General features: G+C 60.9%; 19 protein-coding genes. 10 read left to right on the top strand and 9 right to left on the bottom strand.

Translation table 11 applies throughout. The features are described 5' to 3' along the window. Positions 1-74 precede the first annotated feature (74 nt). From DBR44_RS11495 to DBR44_RS11470, 6 genes are all read right to left on the bottom strand, one after another. Positions 75-1,079 carry a LacI family DNA-binding transcriptional regulator gene (locus tag DBR44_RS11495; protein ID WP_124644182.1) on the bottom strand — a complete coding sequence of 335 codons (1,005 nt, stop codon included), beginning with the start codon at positions 1,077-1,079 and terminating at the stop codon, positions 75-77. Positions 1,080-1,219: 140 nt separating this feature from the next. Then, the gene (rbsB, locus tag DBR44_RS11490; RefSeq protein ID WP_124644181.1) at positions 1,220-2,164 is read right to left on the bottom strand and encodes a ribose ABC transporter substrate-binding protein RbsB; all 945 of its coding nucleotides are present in this window, start codon (positions 2,162-2,164) and stop codon (positions 1,220-1,222) included. A gap of 79 nt (positions 2,165-2,243) precedes the next feature. Beyond that, positions 2,244-3,182, bottom strand: coding sequence for an ABC transporter permease (locus tag DBR44_RS11485; RefSeq protein WP_124644180.1), 939 nt, complete (start codon positions 3,180-3,182; stop codon positions 2,244-2,246). Between the two features lie 21 nt (positions 3,183-3,203). Next, the gene (locus DBR44_RS11480; protein WP_124644179.1) at positions 3,204-4,694 is read right to left on the bottom strand and encodes a sugar ABC transporter ATP-binding protein; all 1,491 of its coding nucleotides are present in this window, start codon (positions 4,692-4,694) and stop codon (positions 3,204-3,206) included. A 10-nt stretch (positions 4,695-4,704) separates the two neighbouring features. Next, positions 4,705-5,103 (bottom strand): D-ribose pyranase, encoded by a 399-nt coding sequence (rbsD, locus tag DBR44_RS11475; RefSeq protein ID WP_124644178.1) that lies wholly within the window; start codon positions 5,101-5,103, stop codon positions 4,705-4,707. After that, complete coding sequence (locus DBR44_RS11470) at positions 5,100-5,987, bottom strand: ribokinase (RefSeq protein WP_124644177.1); 888 nt, start codon at positions 5,985-5,987, stop codon at positions 5,100-5,102. Before DBR44_RS11470 ends, rbsD begins: the two co-directional genes overlap by 4 nt. 447 nt (positions 5,988-6,434) lie before the next feature. On the opposite strand from DBR44_RS11470, the gene DBR44_RS11465 reads away from it, so the two are divergent. From DBR44_RS11465 to lnt, 8 genes are read left to right on the top strand one after another with little or no spacing between them, the layout of a single operon-like run. Then, positions 6,435-6,806: a hypothetical protein gene (locus DBR44_RS11465; RefSeq protein WP_124644176.1), complete on the top strand. Its 372-nt coding sequence runs from the start codon at positions 6,435-6,437 to the stop codon at positions 6,804-6,806. Positions 6,807-6,842: 36 nt separating this feature from the next. Continuing rightward, complete coding sequence (gene miaB / locus DBR44_RS11460) at positions 6,843-8,177, top strand: tRNA (N6-isopentenyl adenosine(37)-C2)-methylthiotransferase MiaB (RefSeq protein WP_124644175.1); 1,335 nt, start codon at positions 6,843-6,845, stop codon at positions 8,175-8,177. Positions 8,178-8,199: 22 nt separating this feature from the next. Next, on the top strand, positions 8,200-8,505 hold the full coding sequence (locus DBR44_RS11455) for a YciI family protein (RefSeq protein WP_124644174.1): 306 nt from the start codon (positions 8,200-8,202) through the stop codon (positions 8,503-8,505). Further along, complete coding sequence (locus DBR44_RS11450; protein ID WP_124644173.1) at positions 8,502-8,852, top strand: hypothetical protein; 351 nt, start codon at positions 8,502-8,504, stop codon at positions 8,850-8,852. The genes DBR44_RS11455 and DBR44_RS11450 overlap by 4 nt, the downstream gene beginning before the upstream one ends. Before the next feature lie 19 nt (positions 8,853-8,871). Continuing rightward, a complete protein-coding gene (locus tag DBR44_RS11445; RefSeq protein WP_124644172.1) occupies positions 8,872-9,831 on the top strand; it encodes a PhoH family protein in 960 nt (319 codons plus the stop codon). Further along, on the top strand, positions 9,809-10,315 hold the full coding sequence (gene ybeY, locus DBR44_RS11440) for an rRNA maturation RNase YbeY (RefSeq protein WP_124644171.1): 507 nt from the start codon (positions 9,809-9,811) through the stop codon (positions 10,313-10,315). The genes DBR44_RS11445 and ybeY overlap by 23 nt, the downstream gene beginning before the upstream one ends. Positions 10,316-10,319: 4 nt before the next feature. Further along, complete coding sequence (locus tag DBR44_RS11435; protein WP_124644170.1) at positions 10,320-11,174, top strand: HlyC/CorC family transporter; 855 nt, start codon at positions 10,320-10,322, stop codon at positions 11,172-11,174. 1 nt (position 11,175) lies between these two features. Further along, positions 11,176-12,693, top strand: a complete 1,518-nt coding sequence (gene lnt / locus DBR44_RS11430) for an apolipoprotein N-acyltransferase (RefSeq protein ID WP_124644169.1) — start codon at positions 11,176-11,178, stop codon at positions 12,691-12,693. Between the two features lie 43 nt (positions 12,694-12,736). Here lnt and DBR44_RS11425 read toward each other — a convergent pair whose 3' ends face one another. The 3 genes from DBR44_RS11425 to DBR44_RS11415 form a co-directional block, all read right to left on the bottom strand. After that, positions 12,737-14,377 carry a methyl-accepting chemotaxis protein gene (locus DBR44_RS11425; protein WP_124644168.1) on the bottom strand — a complete coding sequence of 547 codons (1,641 nt, stop codon included), beginning with the start codon at positions 14,375-14,377 and terminating at the stop codon, positions 12,737-12,739. A gap of 273 nt (positions 14,378-14,650) precedes the next feature. Then, positions 14,651-16,138, bottom strand: coding sequence for a CoA-acylating methylmalonate-semialdehyde dehydrogenase (locus DBR44_RS11420; protein ID WP_124644167.1), 1,488 nt, complete (start codon positions 16,136-16,138; stop codon positions 14,651-14,653). Positions 16,139-16,173: 35 nt separating this feature from the next. Further along, positions 16,174-17,490 carry an aspartate aminotransferase family protein gene (locus DBR44_RS11415; protein WP_124644166.1) on the bottom strand — a complete coding sequence of 439 codons (1,317 nt, stop codon included), beginning with the start codon at positions 17,488-17,490 and terminating at the stop codon, positions 16,174-16,176. 178 nt (positions 17,491-17,668) lie between these two features. Here DBR44_RS11415 and DBR44_RS11410 point away from each other — a divergent pair, with 178 nt between their 5' ends. Together DBR44_RS11410 and DBR44_RS11405 are read left to right on the top strand one after the other, a co-directional pair. Further along, positions 17,669-19,087 (top strand): PLP-dependent aminotransferase family protein, encoded by a 1,419-nt coding sequence (locus DBR44_RS11410; RefSeq protein ID WP_124644165.1) that lies wholly within the window; start codon positions 17,669-17,671, stop codon positions 19,085-19,087. Positions 19,088-19,123: 36 nt separating this feature from the next. Then, positions 19,124-19,921 carry an MOSC domain-containing protein gene (locus DBR44_RS11405; protein WP_124644164.1) on the top strand — a complete coding sequence of 266 codons (798 nt, stop codon included), beginning with the start codon at positions 19,124-19,126 and terminating at the stop codon, positions 19,919-19,921. Positions 19,922-20,063 lie beyond the last annotated feature (142 nt).

Below are 20,063 nucleotides of genomic sequence, written 5' to 3'. Positions count from 1 at the left end.
ACTCATCGCTCTGAAAAATAGATGTTCATGGCATACGCCCGCCGCAGCCCATGAAATGGCCGGGGCGGCGTGACTTAACGGCTGGTGATTCTGGCGGGAATCGCCACATCGGCCTTGGCCGGTGGCTGGCCTTGCAACAGGGAAAAGATTTGTTGCAGGCATTGATCCGCCATGGCCTGGCCATCCTGCACGATGGCATCCACCGGAATCGGCAGGCAGTCCAGCAGCGGATGATCGTCGAAGGTCATCAGACAGGATGGCGCTTCGCGCAGGCGGTGGGTCTGGCTCATGAAGGACAGCACCCCTTCCAGCAAGGTGATGGAGGCGGTAAACAGCGCCTGCGGATAGCGCCCTTCGCGGGCATGCCACTGCTGCATCATGTCAAAACCGGAGGCACGCTGGAAATCGCGCTCCTGCACCCAGTGCGCCTGCTCGGCCAGCCCGTGCGACTGCAAGGCCTGACGATAGCCGGCCAGACGGTCGCGGCTGGGCGACAGCGTGGGCTGGCCGCCGAAATACACCACCTCGCGCACGTCCTGCGCGAGCTTGCTGCCGATCAGCCGCGCCACGGTATCAGTGGCGTCGGTGACCACCGAGGGAATGCCACTGCCGTCAATGCGCCGGTCGACAAACACCAGCGGCAGCCGGGTGGTCCACGGCTGATAGCGGGCAGCATCGCTGCTACAGGGCACCACGGCCATGCCATCCACCTGGCGCGCCACCAGATGCACCATGCCTTCGGCCTCGCGTGCCGGGTCCTCGTCGCTGGTGACCAGCACCAGTTGGTAATCGCGGGCGCGGCACAGGTTTTCCATGGCCTGGGCCAGCGCGGCATGGGCCGAGTTGGTCAGATCGGGAATCACCAGGCCGATGCTGTTGCTGCGCTTGCTGCGCAGGGAGCGTGCCGACTGCGACGGGTTGAAGTGATGCTCGCGCGCCACTTTTTCCACTCGCTCCACCGTGGCCGGTGCAATACGGTAGCGTTCGGCATGGCCGTTCAGCACCATGCTGGCCGTGGTGCGCGAGACGCCGGCGAGACTGGCAATATCATCGATGGTGAGACGCTTGTAGGCAGTCACGGCGGGCTTTCCTGTCAGGAATTGATCACAGATGGCAACAACCCCCGGCAACCATGACAGCAGCGGGGGTTATGCGCGATGTAGCAATTGTATTACAAGCCAGCCGGAGTGAGGCAGCCCCGCTCCGGCAGAGGGCTGGTTTACTGCTTGATCAGATTCAGCGGCACCGGGATGAACTTGTCCACGCTCTGACCGGCAGCCAGCTTCTTGGCGGTCTGGATGCCATACTGGCCGATCAGTTCGGGCTGCTGCTGCACGGTGGCGGCCAGCGTACCGGCTTTCACTGCGGCAACGGCATCGGCCGTGGCATCAAAGCCCACCACCACCACGTTTTTCAGACCAGCCGCCTGAATGGCCTTGAGCGCGCCCAGTGCCATTTCGTCGTTGTGGGCAAACACACCCTGGATGTCCTTGTTGCCCTGGATGATGTTTTCCATCACCGACAGGCCCTTGGCACGGTCAAAATCAGCCGGCTGCTTGGCCAGCAGTTTCACGTCGGCCTTGCCATCCACCACCTTGTGGAAGCCTTCGCCGCGCTCACGGGCGGCAGACGAACCGGCAATGCCTTCCAGCTCGACGATACGGCCCTTGCCACCCAGCTTTTGCAGCAGGAACTCGCCAGCCATCTTGCCGCCAGCCACGTTGTCCGAGGCAATGTGGGCGCTGACTTCGGCACCGTTCACGCTACGGTCCAGCGATACCACCTTGATACCCTTGCCAGTAGCTTCCTTCACCACATTGGCCACGGCGGCGGAGTCGGTCGGGTTGATCAGGATGACGCTGACCTTCTTCTGGATCAGGTCTTCCACACTGGCCTGCTGCTTGGCCGGGTCGTCCTGCGCATCCACGGTAATCAGCTTGATGCCATCCTTCTGTGCTTCGTCTTCTGCACCCTTGCGCAGCGAAACAAAGAAAGGATTGTTGAGGGTGGATACCGCCAGGCCTACGGTCACCTGGCCATCAGCGGCAGCAGCAGCGGGGGCGCTGGCGGCAGCCGGTGCGGCACTGTCCGGGCCTTGCTTGGAACAGGCGGCAATGCCGAATACCAGCAGACTGGCCAGCAGCGGGTGAAGAATGCGATTCATGGTGAGTCTCCCTGATTAATGATTTAGCTTGCGTTGACTGGCCCTGGCACAGGGCCATTGTTGATGCGAAAACCAGTACTTACTTCTTGCCGCTGCGGTCGATCAGCACCGCCAGCAGAATGACCACGCCCTTGATCACCTGCTGATAGAAGGACGATACCCCCAGCAGATTAAGACCATTGTTCAGCACGCCGATCAGCAACGCGCCCATCAGCGTGCCGAAGATCCAGCCGCGGCCACCGGTGAGGCTGGTGCCGCCCAATACCACGGCAGCGATGGCATCCAGCTCGTAGCCGCTGCCGGCAGTAGGCTGGGCCGAATTCAGCCGCGAGGTCAGCACCACGCCGGCCATGGCCGACATGGCACCGGACAGGGTGTAGACCCACAGCTTGATCTGGTCCACCTTCACGCCAGACAGGCGGGCGGCTTCTTCATTGCCACCGGTGGCGTACACATGCCGGCCAAACACGGTTTTCTTCAGCAGGAAGGCAAACAGGCCGAACATGATCAGCATCCACAGCACCGGAATCGGCAGCAGGCCGGCGACATAGCCGCCGCCCAGCATGGAGAACAGATCGCTGTTGAAACCGGTAATCGGGCTACCACCGGACACCACCAGCGCGAGGCCACGCAGAATGGTCATCGATGCCAGGGTGGCGATGAACGGGGCCACCTTGCCCTTGCTGATCACCAGCCCGTTGAACAGGCCCATCAGCCCGCCACCGATTACACCCAACAGGGTAGCCAGCATCGGGTTGACGCCCGCCTGGATCAGCGTGGCGATGGCGACTGAGGACAGGGCGAGAATGGAACCGACCGACAGGTCGATGCCGCCCAGCAGGATCACCAGCGTCATGCCGAAGGCAATCAGCGCATTGATCGATACCTGACGCATCACGTTCAATAGATTGGCCACGGTGAGGAAATCCGGGCTGAGCACGGCCAGTCCCACCGACACCAGCACCAGGGCGATAAAGGGGCCCAGACGCTGCAGGGTGGCTTTTTGTTTTGGAGTCATTGTGTATTCCTTGCTCTGAAATCAGGCGGCATGCGCGGTGCCGGTGGCGGCCGCCATGATGCTTTCCTGGGTAGCGCTGGCCGCCTCGAACAGACCGGTCTGACGACCTTCATGGATCACCAGGATGCTGTTGCTCATGGCCATCACTTCCGGCAGCTCCGACGACACCATCACGATGGCAACACCGGCGGCAGCCAGCTGGTTGATGATGTGATAAATCTCGGCCTTGCCGCCCACATCCACCCCGCGGGTGGGTTCGTCCAGCAACAGCACCTTGGGCGGCTGTGCCAGCCATTTGGCAAACACCACTTTTTGCTGATTGCCACCAGACAGCGATTTCACTTCCAGTTCGGCGTCGCGGGTGCGGATGCGCAATTGCTCGATCAGCCCGGCCACCGCCTGCTGCTCGGCCGCGTCCGATACCACGCCCAGCCGGGCGTATTGCGGCAGATGCACCAGGGTGGCGTTTTCGCGTACCGACATGCCCAGCACCAGGCCCTGGCTCTTGCGGTCTTCCGTCACAAAAGCCAACCCGGCCGCAATGGCCGCACCGGGGCTGCCCAGCTCCACTTGCTGTCCGTCCAGCAGCACCGTCCCTGCGCTGCGGCGGTTCAGGCCAAACAGGGTCTTGAGGATTTCACTGCGCCCGGCACCCATCAGCCCGGCTACGCCCAGCACTTCGCCGGCGCGCACGGCAAAGCTGATGTCGCGCACATGACGCTCGTCAGCCAGCCCGTCCACCTGCAGGCGTACGGCACCCGGCTGCACGGTGCGCTTGGGAAAGCGGTCGCCAATCTCGCGCCCCACCATCATGCGCACCACTTCATCAAAGTCGGTGTGGGCAATCACCCGCTCGCCGACAAAACGACCATCGCGCAACACGCTGATCTTGTCGCAGATGCGGAAGATTTCCTCCATGCGGTGCGACACGTACACGATCGCCACGCCGCGCGCCTTCAGCGCCCGCATCAGGCCGAACAGGGTGTCGATCTCGCGCTCGGTCAGTGCTGCCGTCGGTTCGTCCATGATCAGCAGCTGTGCATCCATGGCCAGCGCCTTGGCGATTTCCACCATCTGCTGCTGGCCGATGGACAGCAGGCCGGCTTCGCATTCCGGGTCGATATTGCCAGCCCCCAGCGCCGCCAGCTGCGCCGATGCCTCGCGTCGCATACGCGCGCTGTCGATCACGCCGAAACGGGAAGGCTCGCGGCCGAGGAACAGGTTTTCCATCACCGACAGCTGCGGAATCAGGTTCAATTCCTGATGGATGATGGCAATGCCGCAGGCTTCCGCCTGACGGGTGGAGCGAATCTCCACCGGCTGGCCATCAATGCGGATGGAGCCGCCATCGCTGCGGTATACCCCGCTGAGGATTTTCATCAGCGTGGATTTGCCGGCACCGTTTTCGCCCATCAGGGCGTGAATCTCACCGCCGGCAATGGCAAAGTCGACCTCTTCCAGCACGCGGACCGGGCCAAAAGCCTTGCTGATGCCCTGCATTACGACATTCATGCGCCGCCCCTCAGAAAATCACGCCGGAATGCAAAATCACATTGGCGTAGGGTGTGCACTCGCCGGTGCGGATCACCACCCGCGCAGCCTGACAGCGTTGCTTGAATTCTTCATGACTGATCCACTCCAGCGCCACACCCTGCCGTGACAGGGCAGCGGCGGTGTCCACCACCGCCGGGTTGTGTGCGCGACACTCGTCGGCAAACACCGCGCGTTCGCACTGAAAATCAGCCAGAACACTGTCCAGCACCCGGGCAAAACCCGGCTCGCCCAGCGCCAGCGCCAGGTCGATGCACTCCACCCCGGGCGGAATCGGCAGGCCACAGTCGGCAATCACCAGGCTATCGGTATGCCCCATGCCGGCCAGTACCCGCGCGATGTCGCGGTTCAGATGTCCCAGTTTCTTCATGACTGTTGTTCCAGAAATTGTTGCAGCGATTCCAGGGTGGGCATGCCGCCCTGCGCACCGCGCCGGGTCACCGACAGTGCGGCAGCGGCATTGGCACGCCCTACCGCTGCGGCCAGCCCCATACTCCAGAATGCCGCCAGCGCACCATTAAAGGTATCGCCGGCACCGGTACTGTCCACTGCCACCACCGGGAAACCGGCAATCTGCTGCAGGCTGCCTTGGGCGTCGGCATAGCTGGCACCCTGGCTGCCCTGGGTCATCACGATGCCGCCAGGACGGCCGGCCAGCAATTGCTGCCAGGGCTGTTGACTGGACAGGGCGACGGCCAGTTCGTATTCGTTGGGGGTCAGCAGGCTGACCTGCTGCAGCAAGCTTTCCGGCAAGGGCTGCGCTGGTGCCGGATTCAGAATGAAGGGCTTGCCGTGGCGCACGGCCAGCATGGCGGCATGCTCTACCGTGACCAGCGGCACTTCCAGCTGGGCCAGTACCACGTCGGCGTCGATGAAGGCCTGCTCGGCGGCGTCCAGCTGCGCCGGCAGCAGCGCGTGGTTGGCGCCGGGTACAACCAGAATGGCATTGTCACCACCGGCCAGGGTAATGCTGGCCATGCCGGTGGCTTCATCCACACGGCTGATCCAGCGGGTATCGATACCCTCGCTCTTGAGGCCGGCTAGTAATTGGTCGCCAAAAGCGTCCTTGCCCAGGCAGGCGATCAGGCTGACTTCGGCCCCCAGACGGGCGGCGGCCACCGCCTGATTGGCGCCCTTGCCGCCGGGATAAGTGGCAAAGCGGTGGCCAAACAGGGTTTCACCCTGGCGCGGAAAGCTGTCCGCTTCCACCACCAGGTCCATGTTGACGCTACCGATCAGCAAAACTCGGCTCATGTCTTGTCTTTCCAGGCGCAGCGCCACCAACTTGGCCAGGCGCGGCGGTGTCATTTGACACGGCGGGCGCAGGCAGTGGCAGGCTGCTGTTCATTAGAGGCTAAAACGTACTCAGCAATTGGGTGAACTTATAGCAGAGCCGGCATGTCGGTGGAAGCACAACACGCAATAAATGTAAGTTTTCAACTACATGGCAGCGAAAAAAAACCACACCGTGGTGCAAGACTGCCAGCCAACGGCGCGCTTTAGCCAGTAGCACGCACCACGGCGGTGCCAAGGACGCTCGCCATGTAGTTGCAGCGCACAAATCATCAGCCCCTTGTCCGGCAAGGATTCCTGCTTGTCCTTGTCGCACCGCAGCAGGAAAACTCCGCGCGCGCGCTGCCGACAAGTCCCCTGCGCCAGCAAGCCGGCTGTGCTAAAATCGGCCAACACATTCATTTGATTATGAAAACACTCATCATCGCCCTCTTGCTCTGCCTGCTGTCACTGCCAGCCATGGCCGTGAACAGACTGCTGCCCGCCAATATCCTGGCCGGCACCATCTCCAGCGTGGACAACAACACCGTCACTTTCGTGAAGAGCGAAAGCTCCTTGCTGCGCGCGCTGCTGGCGACGCTGATCCCCTCCGGTCAGAGCTATGCCACCGCGCCCGGCCTGCGCATTTTCGACGGTGACAACCGCTTCGTGCTCACCGGCCAGTTGCCCACCCTGGTGGGACAGACAGTCGGCATCACGCTGGATCTGCAAGGCAATATCAACCGTATCTGGGTGCTGAGCGAGGCTGAAATCGCGCTGCTGCAGCAGCGTCAGCAGTAAGGCCCACCCCATGAACCAGCTGGAATCCGCGTAGCAATGAAGAAGGTATACATCAAGACCTTCGGCTGCCAGATGAACGAATACGACTCTGACAAAATGGTCGACGTTCTGGGCGATGCCGAAGGCATGATCAAGACAGACAATCCCGAAGAAGCCGACGTCATCCTGTTCAACACCTGCAGCGTGCGGGAAAAAGCCCAGGAAAAGGTGTTTTCCGACCTCGGCCGCATCCGTCCGCTGAAAGAAGCCCGCCCCGACCTGATCATCGGCGTCGGTGGCTGCGTGGCCAGCCAGGAAGGCGACACCATCGTCAAGCGTGCGCCTTATGTCGACGTGGTGTTCGGCCCGCAAACCCTGCACCGCTTGCCGGAGATGATCCGCGCCCGCCAGTACAGCGGCGCGGCCCAGGTGGATATTTCCTTCCCCGAGATCGAAAAATTCGACCACATCCCGCCGGCCAAGGTCGACGGTGCGGCGGCCTTTGTCTCCATCATGGAAGGCTGCTCCAAATACTGCTCCTTCTGCGTGGTGCCTTACACCCGTGGCGAGGAAGTATCGCGCCCGTTTGAAGACGTGCTGACCGAAATCGCCGGCCTCACCCAGCAGGGGGTGAAGGAAATCACCCTATTGGGCCAGAACGTCAATGCCTATCGCGGCCTGATGGCGGATGGCGAGATCGCCGATTTCGCCCTGCTGCTGGAATACGTGCACGAAATGCCGGGCGTGGAGCGCTTGCGCTTTACCACCAGCCATCCGCGCGAGTTCACCCAGCGCATCATCGACTGCTATGGCAAGCTGCCCAAGCTGGTCTCGCATCTGCATCTACCGGTGCAGAGCGGCGCCGACCGCATCCTCAGCGCCATGAAGCGCGGCTATACCGGGCTGGAATACAAGTCCATCATCCGCAAGCTGCGCGCGCTGCGCCCGGACCTGTGCCTGTCATCCGACTTCATTGTCGGCTTCCCCGGTGAAACCGAGGCTGATTTCGAACAGACACTGAAGCTGGTCAAAGACCTGGAATTCGACTTCAGCTATGTTTTCATCTACAGCGCCCGTCCCGGCACGCCGGCGGCCAATCTGGTCGACGACACCCCGCACACGGAAAAGGTGCGGCGGCTGGAAGCACTGAACGAAGTGATCGAGGCACGCGGCTATGCCATCAACCAGAGCATGGTCGGCAGCGTGCAGCGCGTATTGGTGGAGAATATCTCCAAGAAAGACCCGAACATGCTGGCAGCCCGCACCGCCAACAACCGGGTGGTGAATTTTGTCGGCCAGCCGCGCCTACTCAAGCAGATGGTGGATGTGGTGATTACCGATGCCCGTCCGCACTCGCTGATGGGTGAAATCCTGACTCAAGAAACCGCGTAAAGCCCTCGCGCAAAGGCCCGTCATGTTTATTGTTGCACTCAGTTATATCGCCCCGCTGGAAGAGATCGACGCCCAGCTGGCACAGCACGTGCTGTGGTTGAAACAGTGCTACGCCGACGGGCTGTTTCTCGCCTCCGGCCGCAAGGAACCACGCACCGGCGGCATCATTCTGGCGCGTGGTGAACGGCAGGCCCTACAACAAAGACTGGCGCAAGACCCGTTCGCCCTGGCCGGGCTGGCGCGTTATGACATCACCGAATTCCACCCCAGCATAACTGCCCCCGGGCTGGAAGGGCTGGCCGATACTGCAGTGGAGCCTGCTCCTTGAACCAGAACCCCGCTAGCCAGCTGTTGCTGGCACCCCGTCCGCTCAGCCGGCATGCCCGCCGGGCTGCCCTGGCCTGCCTCATCGCCCTGCCGCTATTGCTGCTGCCCAGCCTCTTGCTGGGCCAGCCCGGCGTGAATGGCGGCTGGGGTAGCCGCTCGCTATTGCTGCTGACCGGCCCGGCGGCCATTGGCGGCACGCTGGGGCTGTATGCCGTGCTGCTGTATTTGCTGGACAAGCTCACCCTGGCTGGCCTGCGCAATGGCCTGTTCATGCTGCTGACCCTGCTGGCCTGCGTGCTGCTTGTTCTGGAAGCCAGTTTCTGGTTTGCCTTGCTGTTCAGCCACTGAACCCTCTTTCGCCTACACGATGAATACCACTCCTCTCAGTTTCAATCCGGTCGACAATGAACGGCTGGCCCGTCTGTGCGGTCCGCTGGACGAAAACCTCAAGCAGATCGAAACCGGTCTGGATGTGCAGATCCAGCGCCGTGGCGAGCACTTCAAGTGCAGCGGCGAACACGCCGATCTGGCGGTCTACAGCCTGACCCGGCTGTATCTGCTGGCGGAAAAGCGCGACATCTCCATCGACGACGTGCAGCTGGAACTGGTGGAAGTACGCCAGCACGAGCAGCAGGATGCCGATGTACCCGTGCTGCTGACCCGCCGTGGCGATCTGCGTGGCCGTACCCCGCGCCAGAGCGGCTATATCAAGGCCATCAGCCAGCATGACATCACCTTTGGCATCGGCCCGGCCGGTACCGGCAAGACCTATCTGGCCGTGGCCTGCGCGGTGGATGCCATGGAGCGCGATGCTATCAAGCGCATCGTGCTGGTGCGCCCGGCGGTGGAAGCTGGCGAAAAACTGGGCTTCCTGCCCGGCGATCTGGCCCAGAAGGTCGATCCTTATCTGCGCCCGCTCTACGACGCCCTGTACGATCTGATGGGCTTCGACCGCGTCACCCGGCTGTTCGAGAAGAACCTGATCGAAATCGCGCCGCTGGCCTATATGCGCGGCCGCACGCTCAACAACGCCTTCATCATTCTGGACGAGGCGCAGAACACCACGCCGGAGCAAATGAAGATGTTCCTCACCCGCATCGGCTTCGGCTCGCGTGCGGTGATTACCGGCGACGTGACGCAGATCGACCTGCAGCGTCATCAGAAAAGCGGGCTGGTGGAAGTGGAAAAGATCCTGGGCCAGGTACGTGGCATTCATTTCCACCATTTCCAGAGCGAAGACGTGGTGCGCCATCCGCTGGTGCAGAAAATCGTCGATGCCTACGATCACTATCAATTGAAGAACGATGAAACAAGCCAAGCGAAATAATCCGCTGCCGCGCCTAGCCGCCCGCCTGCAGCTGACACTGGAAGACCGCAGCCAGGCACAGCTGCTGCCGGACGACAAACTGATCCGCCGTTGCTGCCAGGCCGCCCTGCAAGCTGATGTAAAACAGGCCCAGGTCAGCATCCTGCTGGTAGGCAGCGAGGAAGGCCGTAGCCTCAACAACACCTACCGTGGCAAGGACTACGCCACCAATGTGCTGTCTTTTGCGCTGAATGAAGGCGAAAATGTCGCCGGCCTGCCCTTGTTCGGCGATCTGGTGCTGTGCACCGAGGTGGTGGAAAAAGAAGCCGCCGAGCAAGGACTGGACCTGATGGCCCACTATGCCCACCTGCTGGTACACGGCATGCTGCACTTGCAAGCTTATGATCACGAGGATGACGAAGAAGCGGAAATCATGGAGACGCTTGAAACTGTCATTCTTGCGAAGTTAGGATATCCCGATCCCTATCTAGAGGAAAAACGCTAACCCCATGGAAGACCCCAGTAAACACAAGCCCAGCCTGTTGGAACGCTTGTCCGCCATGCTCCTGCGCGAACCGGAAGACCGCGAGGAGCTGATTACCCTGTTGCACTCCGCCTTTGAACGCAATCTGCTGGACGCTGAAGCGCTGGCCATGATCGAAGGCGTGCTGGAAGTCAGTGACCTGACCGCTCGCGACGTGATGATTCCGCGCAGCCAGATGGACGTCATCCGTATCGACGACCCCATCGAGCGCCTGCTGCCGGATGTGCTGCGCACCGGTCACTCGCGCTTTCCGGTCATCGGCGACAACAAGGACGACGTGCTGGGCATTCTGCTGGCCAAGGATCTGCTGCATTACTTCCATGCGCCCAAAACCTTCGATCTGCGCGCCACGCTGCGCGCCGGCGTGTTCGTGCCGGAATCCAAGCCGCTGGACGTGCTGCTGCGCGAATTCCGCTCCAACCGCAACCACATGGCCATCGTGGTGGACGAATACGGCGGCGTGTCCGGTCTGGTGACCATTGAGGATGTGATCGAACAGATCGTCGGCGATATCGAAGACGAATACGACTTCGAAGAAGACGACAACAATATCGTACCGGTGCGCGACCAGCGTTACCGCGTGAACGCCCTCACCGAAGTGGCCGACTTCAACGAATACTTCGCCACCGACTATGCCGACGACGACGTCGATACCGTAGGCGGCCTGGTGATTTCGCTGATCGGCCACCTGCCCAAGCGTGGTGAAACCGTGGAATCCGGCTCGCTGCGCTTCACCGTATTGCGTGCCGACAGCCGCCGCCTGCAGACCCTGCTGGTGGAACGTCTGCACCCCAATACCACCGATAGCAGCCACGACTGACATGCGCACCCTGTTTGTGCTGATTGCCGCCGCCCTCGCCGGCACCCTGACCCTGTACGGCTTTGCGCCGTACCGCCTGTACGGTCTGCTGCCGCTGTCGCTGGCGGCGCTGGCACAACTGGTGCAACGCAACCCGCAGCTCGCCTTCCGCACAGGCTATGTCTGGGGCGTGGCGGCCTACACCAGCAACTTCAACTGGATCTACCACAGCCTGCACGATGTCGCCGGCCTGCCCGCGCTGCTGGCCGCGCCGCTGGTGCTGCTGCTGCCCGCCTATCTGGCCATCTGGCCAGGCCTTGCCTGCTGGTTGACCACGCGCATCGATCAGCGGCCCTGGGTGCGCTGGCTGCTCGCCTTCCCCGCGCTGTGGGAGCTGGGCGAATGGCTGCGCAGCTGGGTGATGACCGGCTTTCCCTGGGGGGCCATCGGCTATTCGCAGGTAACGGAAAGCCCGCTGTCCGGCTTCATTCCCATTGGTGGCGTCCACCTGGCCAGCTATCTGGTGGCGCTTACCGCCGGCGCACTGGTCTTGGTCGCCAGTGGCAACCGCCTGCAACGCATGGCCGCCGTGGTCGGCATCACCCTGCTGTGGAGTGGTGGTTTCTGGCTGCAATCCATCAACTGGACCACCCCGACGGGCAAGCCCTACCGGGTGGCACTGGCCCAGGGTGATATTGCCCAGGCCATCAAATGGGACCCGGCTACCTTCGAGGAAACCCTGAAGATTTATTACCAGCAGGTGGCCAGCACGCAGGCCGAGGTGATGATCCTGCCCGAAACCGCACTGCCGGTATTCCTGGACGACCTGCCTTCCGGCTATCTCACCATGATCGCCGGCGATGCCCGCCGCAAGAACATGGCACTCGCCACCGGTATCCCACGCCGCACCAACGACGGCCGGGGCTACCTGAACGCGGTGGTCACCCTCACTGACACCGCCCAGCCCTATTACGCCAAGGACCATCTGGTGCCTTTTGGCGAATTCATTCCGCTGCCGGCGCTGATCGGCTGGATTTACCAGTACATGAACATGCCACTGTCCGGCTTCAGCCGCGGCGGTGCCAACCAGGCTCCGCTACTGCTGGCCGGCCACAAGATCGCCTTCAATATCTGCTATGAAGACAGCTTTGGTGAAGAGCTGATCGGCCCGGCGGCACAGGCCGGCATACTGGCCAATGTCAGCAATCTGGCCTGGTTCGGCAAAAGCGTGGCGATGAGCCAGCATCTGCAGCTGTCCCAGGCGCGGGCGCTGGAAACCGGCCGCTTCATGCTGCGTGCCACCAATACCGGCATGACCGCTATCATCCGCCCGGATGGCGAGATCGCCAGCGTGGCCGCACCCTTTACCCAGCAGGTACTGGAAGGCATGGTGCAGGATTATCAGGGCCTCACTCCCTATATGCAGCGCGGCAACCAGCCGGTGATCGGCAGCTGCATCGCCCTGCTACTGCTGGCCATCGGCCTGGGGGCCTGGCAGCGGCGGCAAAGCAGCCGCCCGCCCGAGCAGGCGGCATCATAGAAAAAGCCCTCCTGCGAGGGCTTTTCTGTTTGGATCACCAGACTCAGACATGGAAGCGGGAGACCAGCTGCCGCAGATCATCCGCCAGGGTGTGCATGGCCTGCACTTCCTGCGAAGTGCCAGCGGATTCGGCAGCATTGCTGCTGGCGCTGCGGGCAATCAGTTCCACCTGCTGGGCAATTTCGGTACTGGCACTGCCCTGCTCTTTCAGCGCATGGGAAATTTCGTTCACCACATCCACCACCCCGGTGGCGCTGTCGCGAATATGCGAGATGGCCTCGCCCCCCTGCACCGCCAGTTGCAAACCGGTTTTCACTCGTCCTACCGCCTCTTCCATACAAGCACGCGACTGGTCCGAGCTGGTCTGGATTTCCTGGATCATGCCGGCGATTTCCTGAGTCGCCTGGCCAGTACGCTCGGACAGCTTGCGCACCTCGTCGGCCACCACGGCAAAGCCACGGCCCATCTCTCCGGCGCGTGCTGCTTCGATGGCCGCATTGAGCGCCAGCAGATTGGTCTGGTCGGCAATATCCTTGATCACCTGCATGATGCTGGAAATGGTCTGGGTCTTGCTGGCCAGATCGGCAATCGTGACCGCCGCCTGATCCACCGATTCATTGATGCGGTGCATTTCACTCACCGCGCTGGAAATCACTTCGCCACCCTCCCGCGACAAGCGGCCTGACTCTTGCGACAGATTGCGCGCATCCTGGGCATGGCTGGAAATATGATTGATGCTGACCGTGAGCTGTTCGATCGAAGCCGCCATGGCCGCAGCAGCCTCACTTTGCTGGTCAGAGCCACTGACCACGGCATCGGAGCGGCGCGCCACATCGGAGCTCATCTGCGACAGGCGACCAGCCTCGTCAGCAATCTCACGCACCAGTTGCTTCAGGTGCTGCTGCATGTCGGCCACGGCGGCCATCACGCTGCTCTTGTCACCGGCTTGCAAGGGCACCACGGTATCCAGATGGCCATCGGCAATACGGCGCACCACGCGCATGGTATCGCCAGGATCGGCCCCCAGCTGTCCCAGGATGCTGCGCATCAGGAACACCCCGGCAATCAGCAACAACAGCAGAATGACGCCAACCTCCAGCAGCGTCAGCCACAGCTGCTGCATGAAGGCGGCACGGACATCATCCAGGTAAATGCCGGTACCAATCACCCAATGCCAGCGCGCGCTGGTCATCAGGTAGGAAATCTTCGGCTGGGGTTGATCAAAGCCGGGCTTGTCCCACACATATTCAGCAAAACCCTGGCCATTGCCCTTGCTGACCGTATCGATGAACAACTGCCCCAGATCGACACCGGTCGGCGTCTTCAGCCCCTGGACATTCTTGCCCAGCATGGCGGCCTTGGCACCGTGGATGACGTAGTTCCAGTTCTGGTCGTAGCCGAAGAAATATTCTTTCTTGTCGTAATGACTGGCCATCAAGGTGGTGGCCGCCATCTGCTTGGCCTGCGCCTCACTCAGCTTGCCACTGGCTTCCAGCGCTTCATAACTGCTGATGACGCCCAGCGCGCTTTCCGTCAGATTGCGCGTCTTGTCCTGTCTGTCCTGCAACATGGCATTGCGCTGGTTGTATAGCGCCAACCCGCTCAAGGCACAGATCAGCAAGGCCACCAGCAATAGCCAGGCGATCAGGCGAGCGCGCAAGCTCATTCCGGTATTTGTTTTCATGGTTTTCTCTCTGGTCCCGTTGGCAGTGTTTCTAGCAAGCAACTGCTCTAAATATCAGTACGACGTCATTCTACCGCGATGCAGGCCACTCGCCACAGGGGTTTACCCATGGATATATTTCAAATTAGAAGAGCATCTTTCAGAATACATCCTCAATTTCATCAAATCCGGTTTTTTCTACCACCAGGGCGACCACACCAGACATAAAAAAACCCGGCCTCGGGCCGGGTCAAAAGAGATGGGTAGCCCGCAGGCTCCGCCTCTGGGTCGTCCTTATTTCATGGTGGGCATCACGAATTCGGCAGTCAGCTTTTCCGGCCAGCGGCTGGTGATGGTCTTCATGCGGGTGTAGAAACGCACCCCTTCCGGACCGTGCATGTGGTGGTCGCCAAACAGCGAGGCTTTCCAGCCACCAAAGCTGTGGAAGGCCATCGGTACCGGAATCGGCACATTCACGCCGACCATGCCCACCTGGATGCGGTGGGAAAATTCGCGCGCCGCACCGCCGGAGCGGGTAAAGATGGCCGTGCCATTAGCATAGGGGTGGGCGTTGATCAGATTGACCGCACTGTCAAAATCCGGCACCCGTACCACCGACAATACCGGCCCGAAAATTTCTTCCTTGTAGATGGTCATGTCAGGGGTGACGTGATCAAACAGGCAGGGGCCGAGGAAGAAACCGTTCTCATGCCCCGGGTGCTGGTAATCACGCCCATCCAGCAACAATGTTGCGCCTTCGGCCACACCTTGGTCGACATAGCCTTTGACCTTGTCGCGATGTTGACGGGTAACCAGCGGGCCCATCTCGGCGGCGGCATCGGCCCCCACGCCAATTTTCAGCGTGGCGGCACGCGCCTTCAGGCGCTCGACCAGTTGATCGGCTACATCGCCCACCGCCACCGCAACGGAAATGGCCATGCAGCGTTCGCCGGCAGAGCCGTAGCCAGCGCCCATCAGTGCTTCCACCGTGCCATCCAGATCGGCATCCGGCATCACCACCATATGATTCTTGGCACCACCCAGCGCCTGCACACGCTTGCCGTGGCGAGCACCGGTTTCATAGATGTACTGGGCAATCGGCGTGGAGCCAACAAAGCTGATGGCGGACACATCCGGGTGGGTCAACAGTGTATCCACGGCCAGCTTGTCACCATGCACCACATTGAACACACCATCCGGCAAGCCGGCTTGCTGCAGCAGATCCGCCAGGAACAGGGCGGCAGACGGATCGCGCTCCGACGGTTTCAGGATGAAGCAGTTACCGCAGGCAATGGCTACCGGCAGCATCCACAGCGGCACCATGGCCGGGAAGTTGAACGGCGTGATACCGGCCACCACCCCCAGCGGCTGGCGCATGGAGTGGCTGTCGATACCGCTGCCCACCTGCTCGGTGAACTCACCCTTGAGCAGCTGCGGAATACCACAAGCAAACTCCACCACTTCCAGACCACGGGTGACTTCACCCAGTGCGTCCGACACCACCTTGCCGTGTTCGGCGGAGATGATTTCGGCCAGCTTGCGCTGATTGGCTTCCAGCAACTCCTTGAACTTGAACATCACTCGCGAACGCTTCAGTGGCGAGGTTTCAGCCCAGGCAGGGAAAGCGCGACGGGCGTTGGCGACCGCCGCATTCACTTCATCCACACTGGCCAGACCGACCTGCGCCACCACTTCGCCCAGTGCCGGATTGTAAACATCGGCCACACGGCCGCTTTGGCCCTGATACAGTTCGCCGCCAATAAAATGTGCAATGGTTTTCATCTTGAATCCTGTCCGGTCTTTCTGGAGGTATACGTTCAGGCCGTGGCCTGGATAGCGTCGCCAATCACGGCAAACAAGCGGTCGATTTCGGCTTCGCTGATGATCAGCGGCGGCGAGACGGCGATGATGTCGCCGGTAAAGCGCACCAGTACGCCGGCTTCCCAGCACTTGAGGAAGACATCGAAGCCACGCGCACCCGGCGCACCCGGACGGCTGTCCAGTTCGATGCCGGCGACCAGGCCCAGGTTACGGATGTCCTTGACGTTTTTCACGCTCTTAAGCTGGTGCGCCTTGGTTTCGAACAGGCCGGACAAGGCGGCGGCGCGCTGGAACAAGCCCTCTTCCTGGTACAAGTCCAGCGTGGCAATCGAGGCAGCGCAGGCCAGCGGGTGTGCCGAATAGGTATAACCATGCGGGAACTCGATGGCACGGTCGGCGGCAGCCGCCATGAAGGCATCGTGAATTTCCGGCTTGACCAGCAGCGCGCCCATCGGCACCACGCCATTGGACAGGCCCTTGGCGCAGGTGATGATGTCGGGCAGCACATCGAATTTGTTGGCAGCCCAATCCGCACCCAATCGGCCAAAACCGGTAATCACTTCATCAAAAATCAGCAAAATGCCGTATTTGTCGCAGATCTGGCGCAGGCGCTTGAGATAGCCCTTCGGCGGAATCAGCACGCCGGTGGAGCCGGCCATCGGCTCGACAATCACTGCCGCGATGGTGGACGGGTCGTGCAGGGTGGTAATGCGGGCGTCCAGCTCATCGGCGAATTCGGCACCGAATTCCGGCTCACCACGGGTAAAGGCATTGCGGGCCAGGTCATGGGTGCTGCGCAGGTGATCTACCGTCGGCAAGGCCACCGGGAACAGCTTGCGGTTGCCGGCAATGCCGCCCACCGAAATACCGCCGAAGTTGACACCGTGATAACCACGTTCGCGACCGATCAGCTTGACCCTTGCGGCATCGCCCCGCACGCGGTGATAGGCCACCGCCATCTTCAACGCGGTGTCGGCAGCTTCGGAACCGGAGTTGACATAGAACACCTTGGACAGACCCTGGGGCGCCATGGCCGCCAGCTTTTCCGCTGCCTCGAAGGCCTTGGGATGGCCAATCTGGAAGGGCGGCGCATAGTCCAGGGTGGCAATCTGCTTCTGGATGGCTTCGACGATGGGCTTGCGATTGTGACCAGCATTCACACACCACAGGCCGGCACAGCCGTCCATGATCTCGCGGCCAGCGTCGTCCTTGTAGTACATGCCATCAGCGCTCACCAGCATGCGCGGTGCGCTCTTGAAATGGCGGTTAGCCGTAAACGGCATCCAGAATGCATCCATATTGAGTTCGGTCATGTGTTCTTCCTCCTGACGGCAGTCGTCTCTGCCTGATGTCTGACAATTTAGTCATCACACCAATACAATTACAGGTACAGTTATGCAGATATTTGTCATGACCGTATCGGTAAATTCACCAGTACAGTTCAGCAAGCACAGCGGTTAGCTGCCTGCTTGCCTCCCGTGGAAAGCAACCATGACCAGCCTGAGCATCAGTCCACAAGCCGGCCAGACCCTGGTCGACGCCATTGTCAGCGCCATTAGCCATGCCATCGATGCCGGTCACTGGCGGCCCGGCACGCGCATTCCCTCGATACGCCGCTTCGCCACGGATAATGGTGTCAGCCCGTTTACCGTGGTTGAAGCCTACGACCGCCTGTTGTCACAGGGCTATCTGCGTTCGCGTCCGGGTTCGGGCTTTTACGTGGAAGTGCGCCAACGCAGCGGTACGCTGCGCCAGGCAGCGCGTCTGGAAGACTTGCCCATCGATGAGCACTGGCTGCTGCGCAATGTATACGAGCATTCAGAACAGGCATTGCAGGCCGGTTGTGGCTGGCTGCCCTCCGCCTGGTATGACATCGAAGCGCAACAGAAAGCCCTGCGTGCACTGGCGCGGCATGGTGATATGAATCTGCGCTATGGCGACCCCAAAGGCTATCCGGTGCTACGCCGGCAGCTGGCACAGCAACTGGCAGAAAAAGGTGTACCAGTACAGGGGGACGACATCCTGTTGACACAGGGAGCCAGCAAAGCGCTGGATATGGTGGCCTGCGCGCTGCTACGCCCCGGCGATACCATACTGGTAGACGATCCCGGCTATTGCAATCTCATGTCCTGCCTGGCATTTCGCGGCTTCAACCTGGTGGGCGTCCCCTGGACCGAGCAAGGACCTGACATCCCCACCTTGCAGGCCTTACTCGAAACTCACCGACCGCGCGCCTTCTTCACCAATCCCTGGCTGCAAAATCCTACCGGTGCCAGTTATTCGGTACAAACGGCGCATCAGGTGCTCAAGCTGGCCGAGCAATACGATTTGTTGCTGGTGGAAGACAATGTTTCGGGGGACTTCACCCATGGCCGCCAACCCACGCTGGCCGCACTGGATGGCCTGCGTCGTGTCATCTACATTGACAGTTTTTCCAAGACGCTGTCGCCAGGCTTGCGCGTGGGTTTTATTGCCTGCCCGGCGGATAGTGTGGAAAAGCTGCTGCGCTACAAAATGATGTCCGGCCTGACCACACCGGAGCTGAATGAGCGAGTGGTGCTGGAAATGCTCAACGAAGGCCGCTACCGGCGACAGGTGGAAAAACTGAAGTCACGCTTGGCCGAAGCACAGTTTCTTGCAGCCGAACGCTTATTGGCACTGGACTGGCAATTGTTTACCCGCCCCAGCAACGGCCTGTTCCTGTGCGCCAGGCCGCCACAGCCCATTGATACCATGCAGTTGGCCGAGCAAGCCTTGAAACAGGATATCCTGCTGGCACCGGGGCACCTGTTCCGCCCCTACGGTGAAGCCAGCCACTGGCTACGCTTCAATGTTGCCTACAGCCAGGATGAGCGCTTATGGCGCTTTCTGCAGGATCACACCAGTGCCAGAGCTGGCCAGCAATGCTAGCATGAGCGGCAAACCACCATTTTTAGCGGAGTTTTCATGCAACTGAGCCAGATGTTCGTGCATCCGATGAAATCGGCCCGTGGTATTAGCTATAGCCGTGCCTATGCCAGCCAGCAAGGCTTGCTGCACGACCGCGAATGGCTGCTGGTCACACCGGAAGGCCGCTTTCTTACCGCGCGCGAATTTCCGCGCATGGTGCTGATTGAAATGGATCTGATTCCGGGCGGCATGCTGCTTAAAGCACCCGGCATGCCAGCTGTGATGGCCATGACCCAGGTTTATACCCGGCCGGTTGTCACTGCAGTTTGGAAGGATGAATTCAGCGCGCTGCACGGTGACAGTCATGTGGATGGCTGGTTTAGCCAGTACATGGGCATTCCTTGCAAATTGCTGTGGCTCGGCATGCACTCCCGCCGCACCCTGCAATCTGGCAATACGCCAATGTCGTTTGCTGACGGCTACCCCTATCTGCTAGTCAATCAGGCTTCGCTGGATGCCTTGAATCAGGACTTGCCTCAGGCGGTCAGCCTGCGCCACTTCCGCCCGAATCTGGTTATCGATGGCGCCATGCCTTATGAAGAAGATGACTGGAGCGTCATTCGCATTGGCGACATCCTGTTTGATGTGGCAAAGCCATGTACCCGCTGCCAGTTGACCACAGTCGATCCACAAACCGGTGAATTCTCCAGCGACAACGAGCCAATGCACACGCTGATTCGCACCCGCCAGCTGCCCGAAGGCATCTGCTTTGGAGTCAACCTTGTCGCCCGCAGTGAAGGGATACTGGAACTGGGTGCTGCGGTGGAAGTTGTAGAATCACGCTACACCTTCTGAATAGATAACAGAGCATAGCGGTCATGCCCGGCGGTCGAAACATCAGACTTGATTAGTCTCGTGTGAAAATCGGCCGGCCACCAGCCCGGTTTGAGCTGCCCGACAAGGGATTCTGGCCTGCGAAACAGACTCAGAAATGAAA

The organism is Aquitalea sp. FJL05, assembly GCF_003852595.1.
GTDB classification, from domain to species: Bacteria; Pseudomonadota; Gammaproteobacteria; order Burkholderiales; family Chromobacteriaceae; genus Aquitalea; species Aquitalea aquatilis.
Note: the sequence above shows the minus strand (reverse complement) of the source record. Positions and strands in the feature narration are given on the sequence as shown.

Coding starts and splice junctions, on each gene's coding strand:
- rbsB (WP_124644181.1), bottom strand. CDS start 2,164: ATGAATCGCATTCTTCACCCGCTGCTGGCCAGTCTGCTGGTATTCGGC.
- DBR44_RS11485 (WP_124644180.1), bottom strand. CDS start 3,182: ATGACTCCAAAACAAAAAGCCACCCTGCAGCGTCTGGGCCCCTTTATC.
- DBR44_RS11480 (WP_124644179.1), bottom strand. CDS start 4,694: ATGAATGTCGTAATGCAGGGCATCAGCAAGGCTTTTGGCCCGGTCCGC.
- rbsD (WP_124644178.1), bottom strand. CDS start 5,103: ATGAAGAAACTGGGACATCTGAACCGCGACATCGCGCGGGTACTGGCC.
- DBR44_RS11470 (WP_124644177.1), bottom strand. CDS start 5,987: ATGAGCCGAGTTTTGCTGATCGGTAGCGTCAACATGGACCTGGTGGTG.
- DBR44_RS11465 (WP_124644176.1), top strand. CDS start 6,435: ATGAAAACACTCATCATCGCCCTCTTGCTCTGCCTGCTGTCACTGCCA.
- miaB (WP_124644175.1), top strand. CDS start 6,843: ATGAAGAAGGTATACATCAAGACCTTCGGCTGCCAGATGAACGAATAC.
- DBR44_RS11455 (WP_124644174.1), top strand. CDS start 8,200: ATGTTTATTGTTGCACTCAGTTATATCGCCCCGCTGGAAGAGATCGAC.
- DBR44_RS11445 (WP_124644172.1), top strand. CDS start 8,872: ATGAATACCACTCCTCTCAGTTTCAATCCGGTCGACAATGAACGGCTG.
- ybeY (WP_124644171.1), top strand. CDS start 9,809: ATGAAACAAGCCAAGCGAAATAATCCGCTGCCGCGCCTAGCCGCCCGC.
- DBR44_RS11435 (WP_124644170.1), top strand. CDS start 10,320: ATGGAAGACCCCAGTAAACACAAGCCCAGCCTGTTGGAACGCTTGTCC.
- lnt (WP_124644169.1), top strand. CDS start 11,176: ATGCGCACCCTGTTTGTGCTGATTGCCGCCGCCCTCGCCGGCACCCTG.
- DBR44_RS11425 (WP_124644168.1), bottom strand. CDS start 14,377: ATGAAAACAAATACCGGAATGAGCTTGCGCGCTCGCCTGATCGCCTGG.
- DBR44_RS11420 (WP_124644167.1), bottom strand. CDS start 16,138: ATGAAAACCATTGCACATTTTATTGGCGGCGAACTGTATCAGGGCCAA.
- DBR44_RS11415 (WP_124644166.1), bottom strand. CDS start 17,490: ATGACCGAACTCAATATGGATGCATTCTGGATGCCGTTTACGGCTAAC.
- DBR44_RS11410 (WP_124644165.1), top strand. CDS start 17,669: ATGACCAGCCTGAGCATCAGTCCACAAGCCGGCCAGACCCTGGTCGAC.
- DBR44_RS11405 (WP_124644164.1), top strand. CDS start 19,124: ATGCAACTGAGCCAGATGTTCGTGCATCCGATGAAATCGGCCCGTGGT.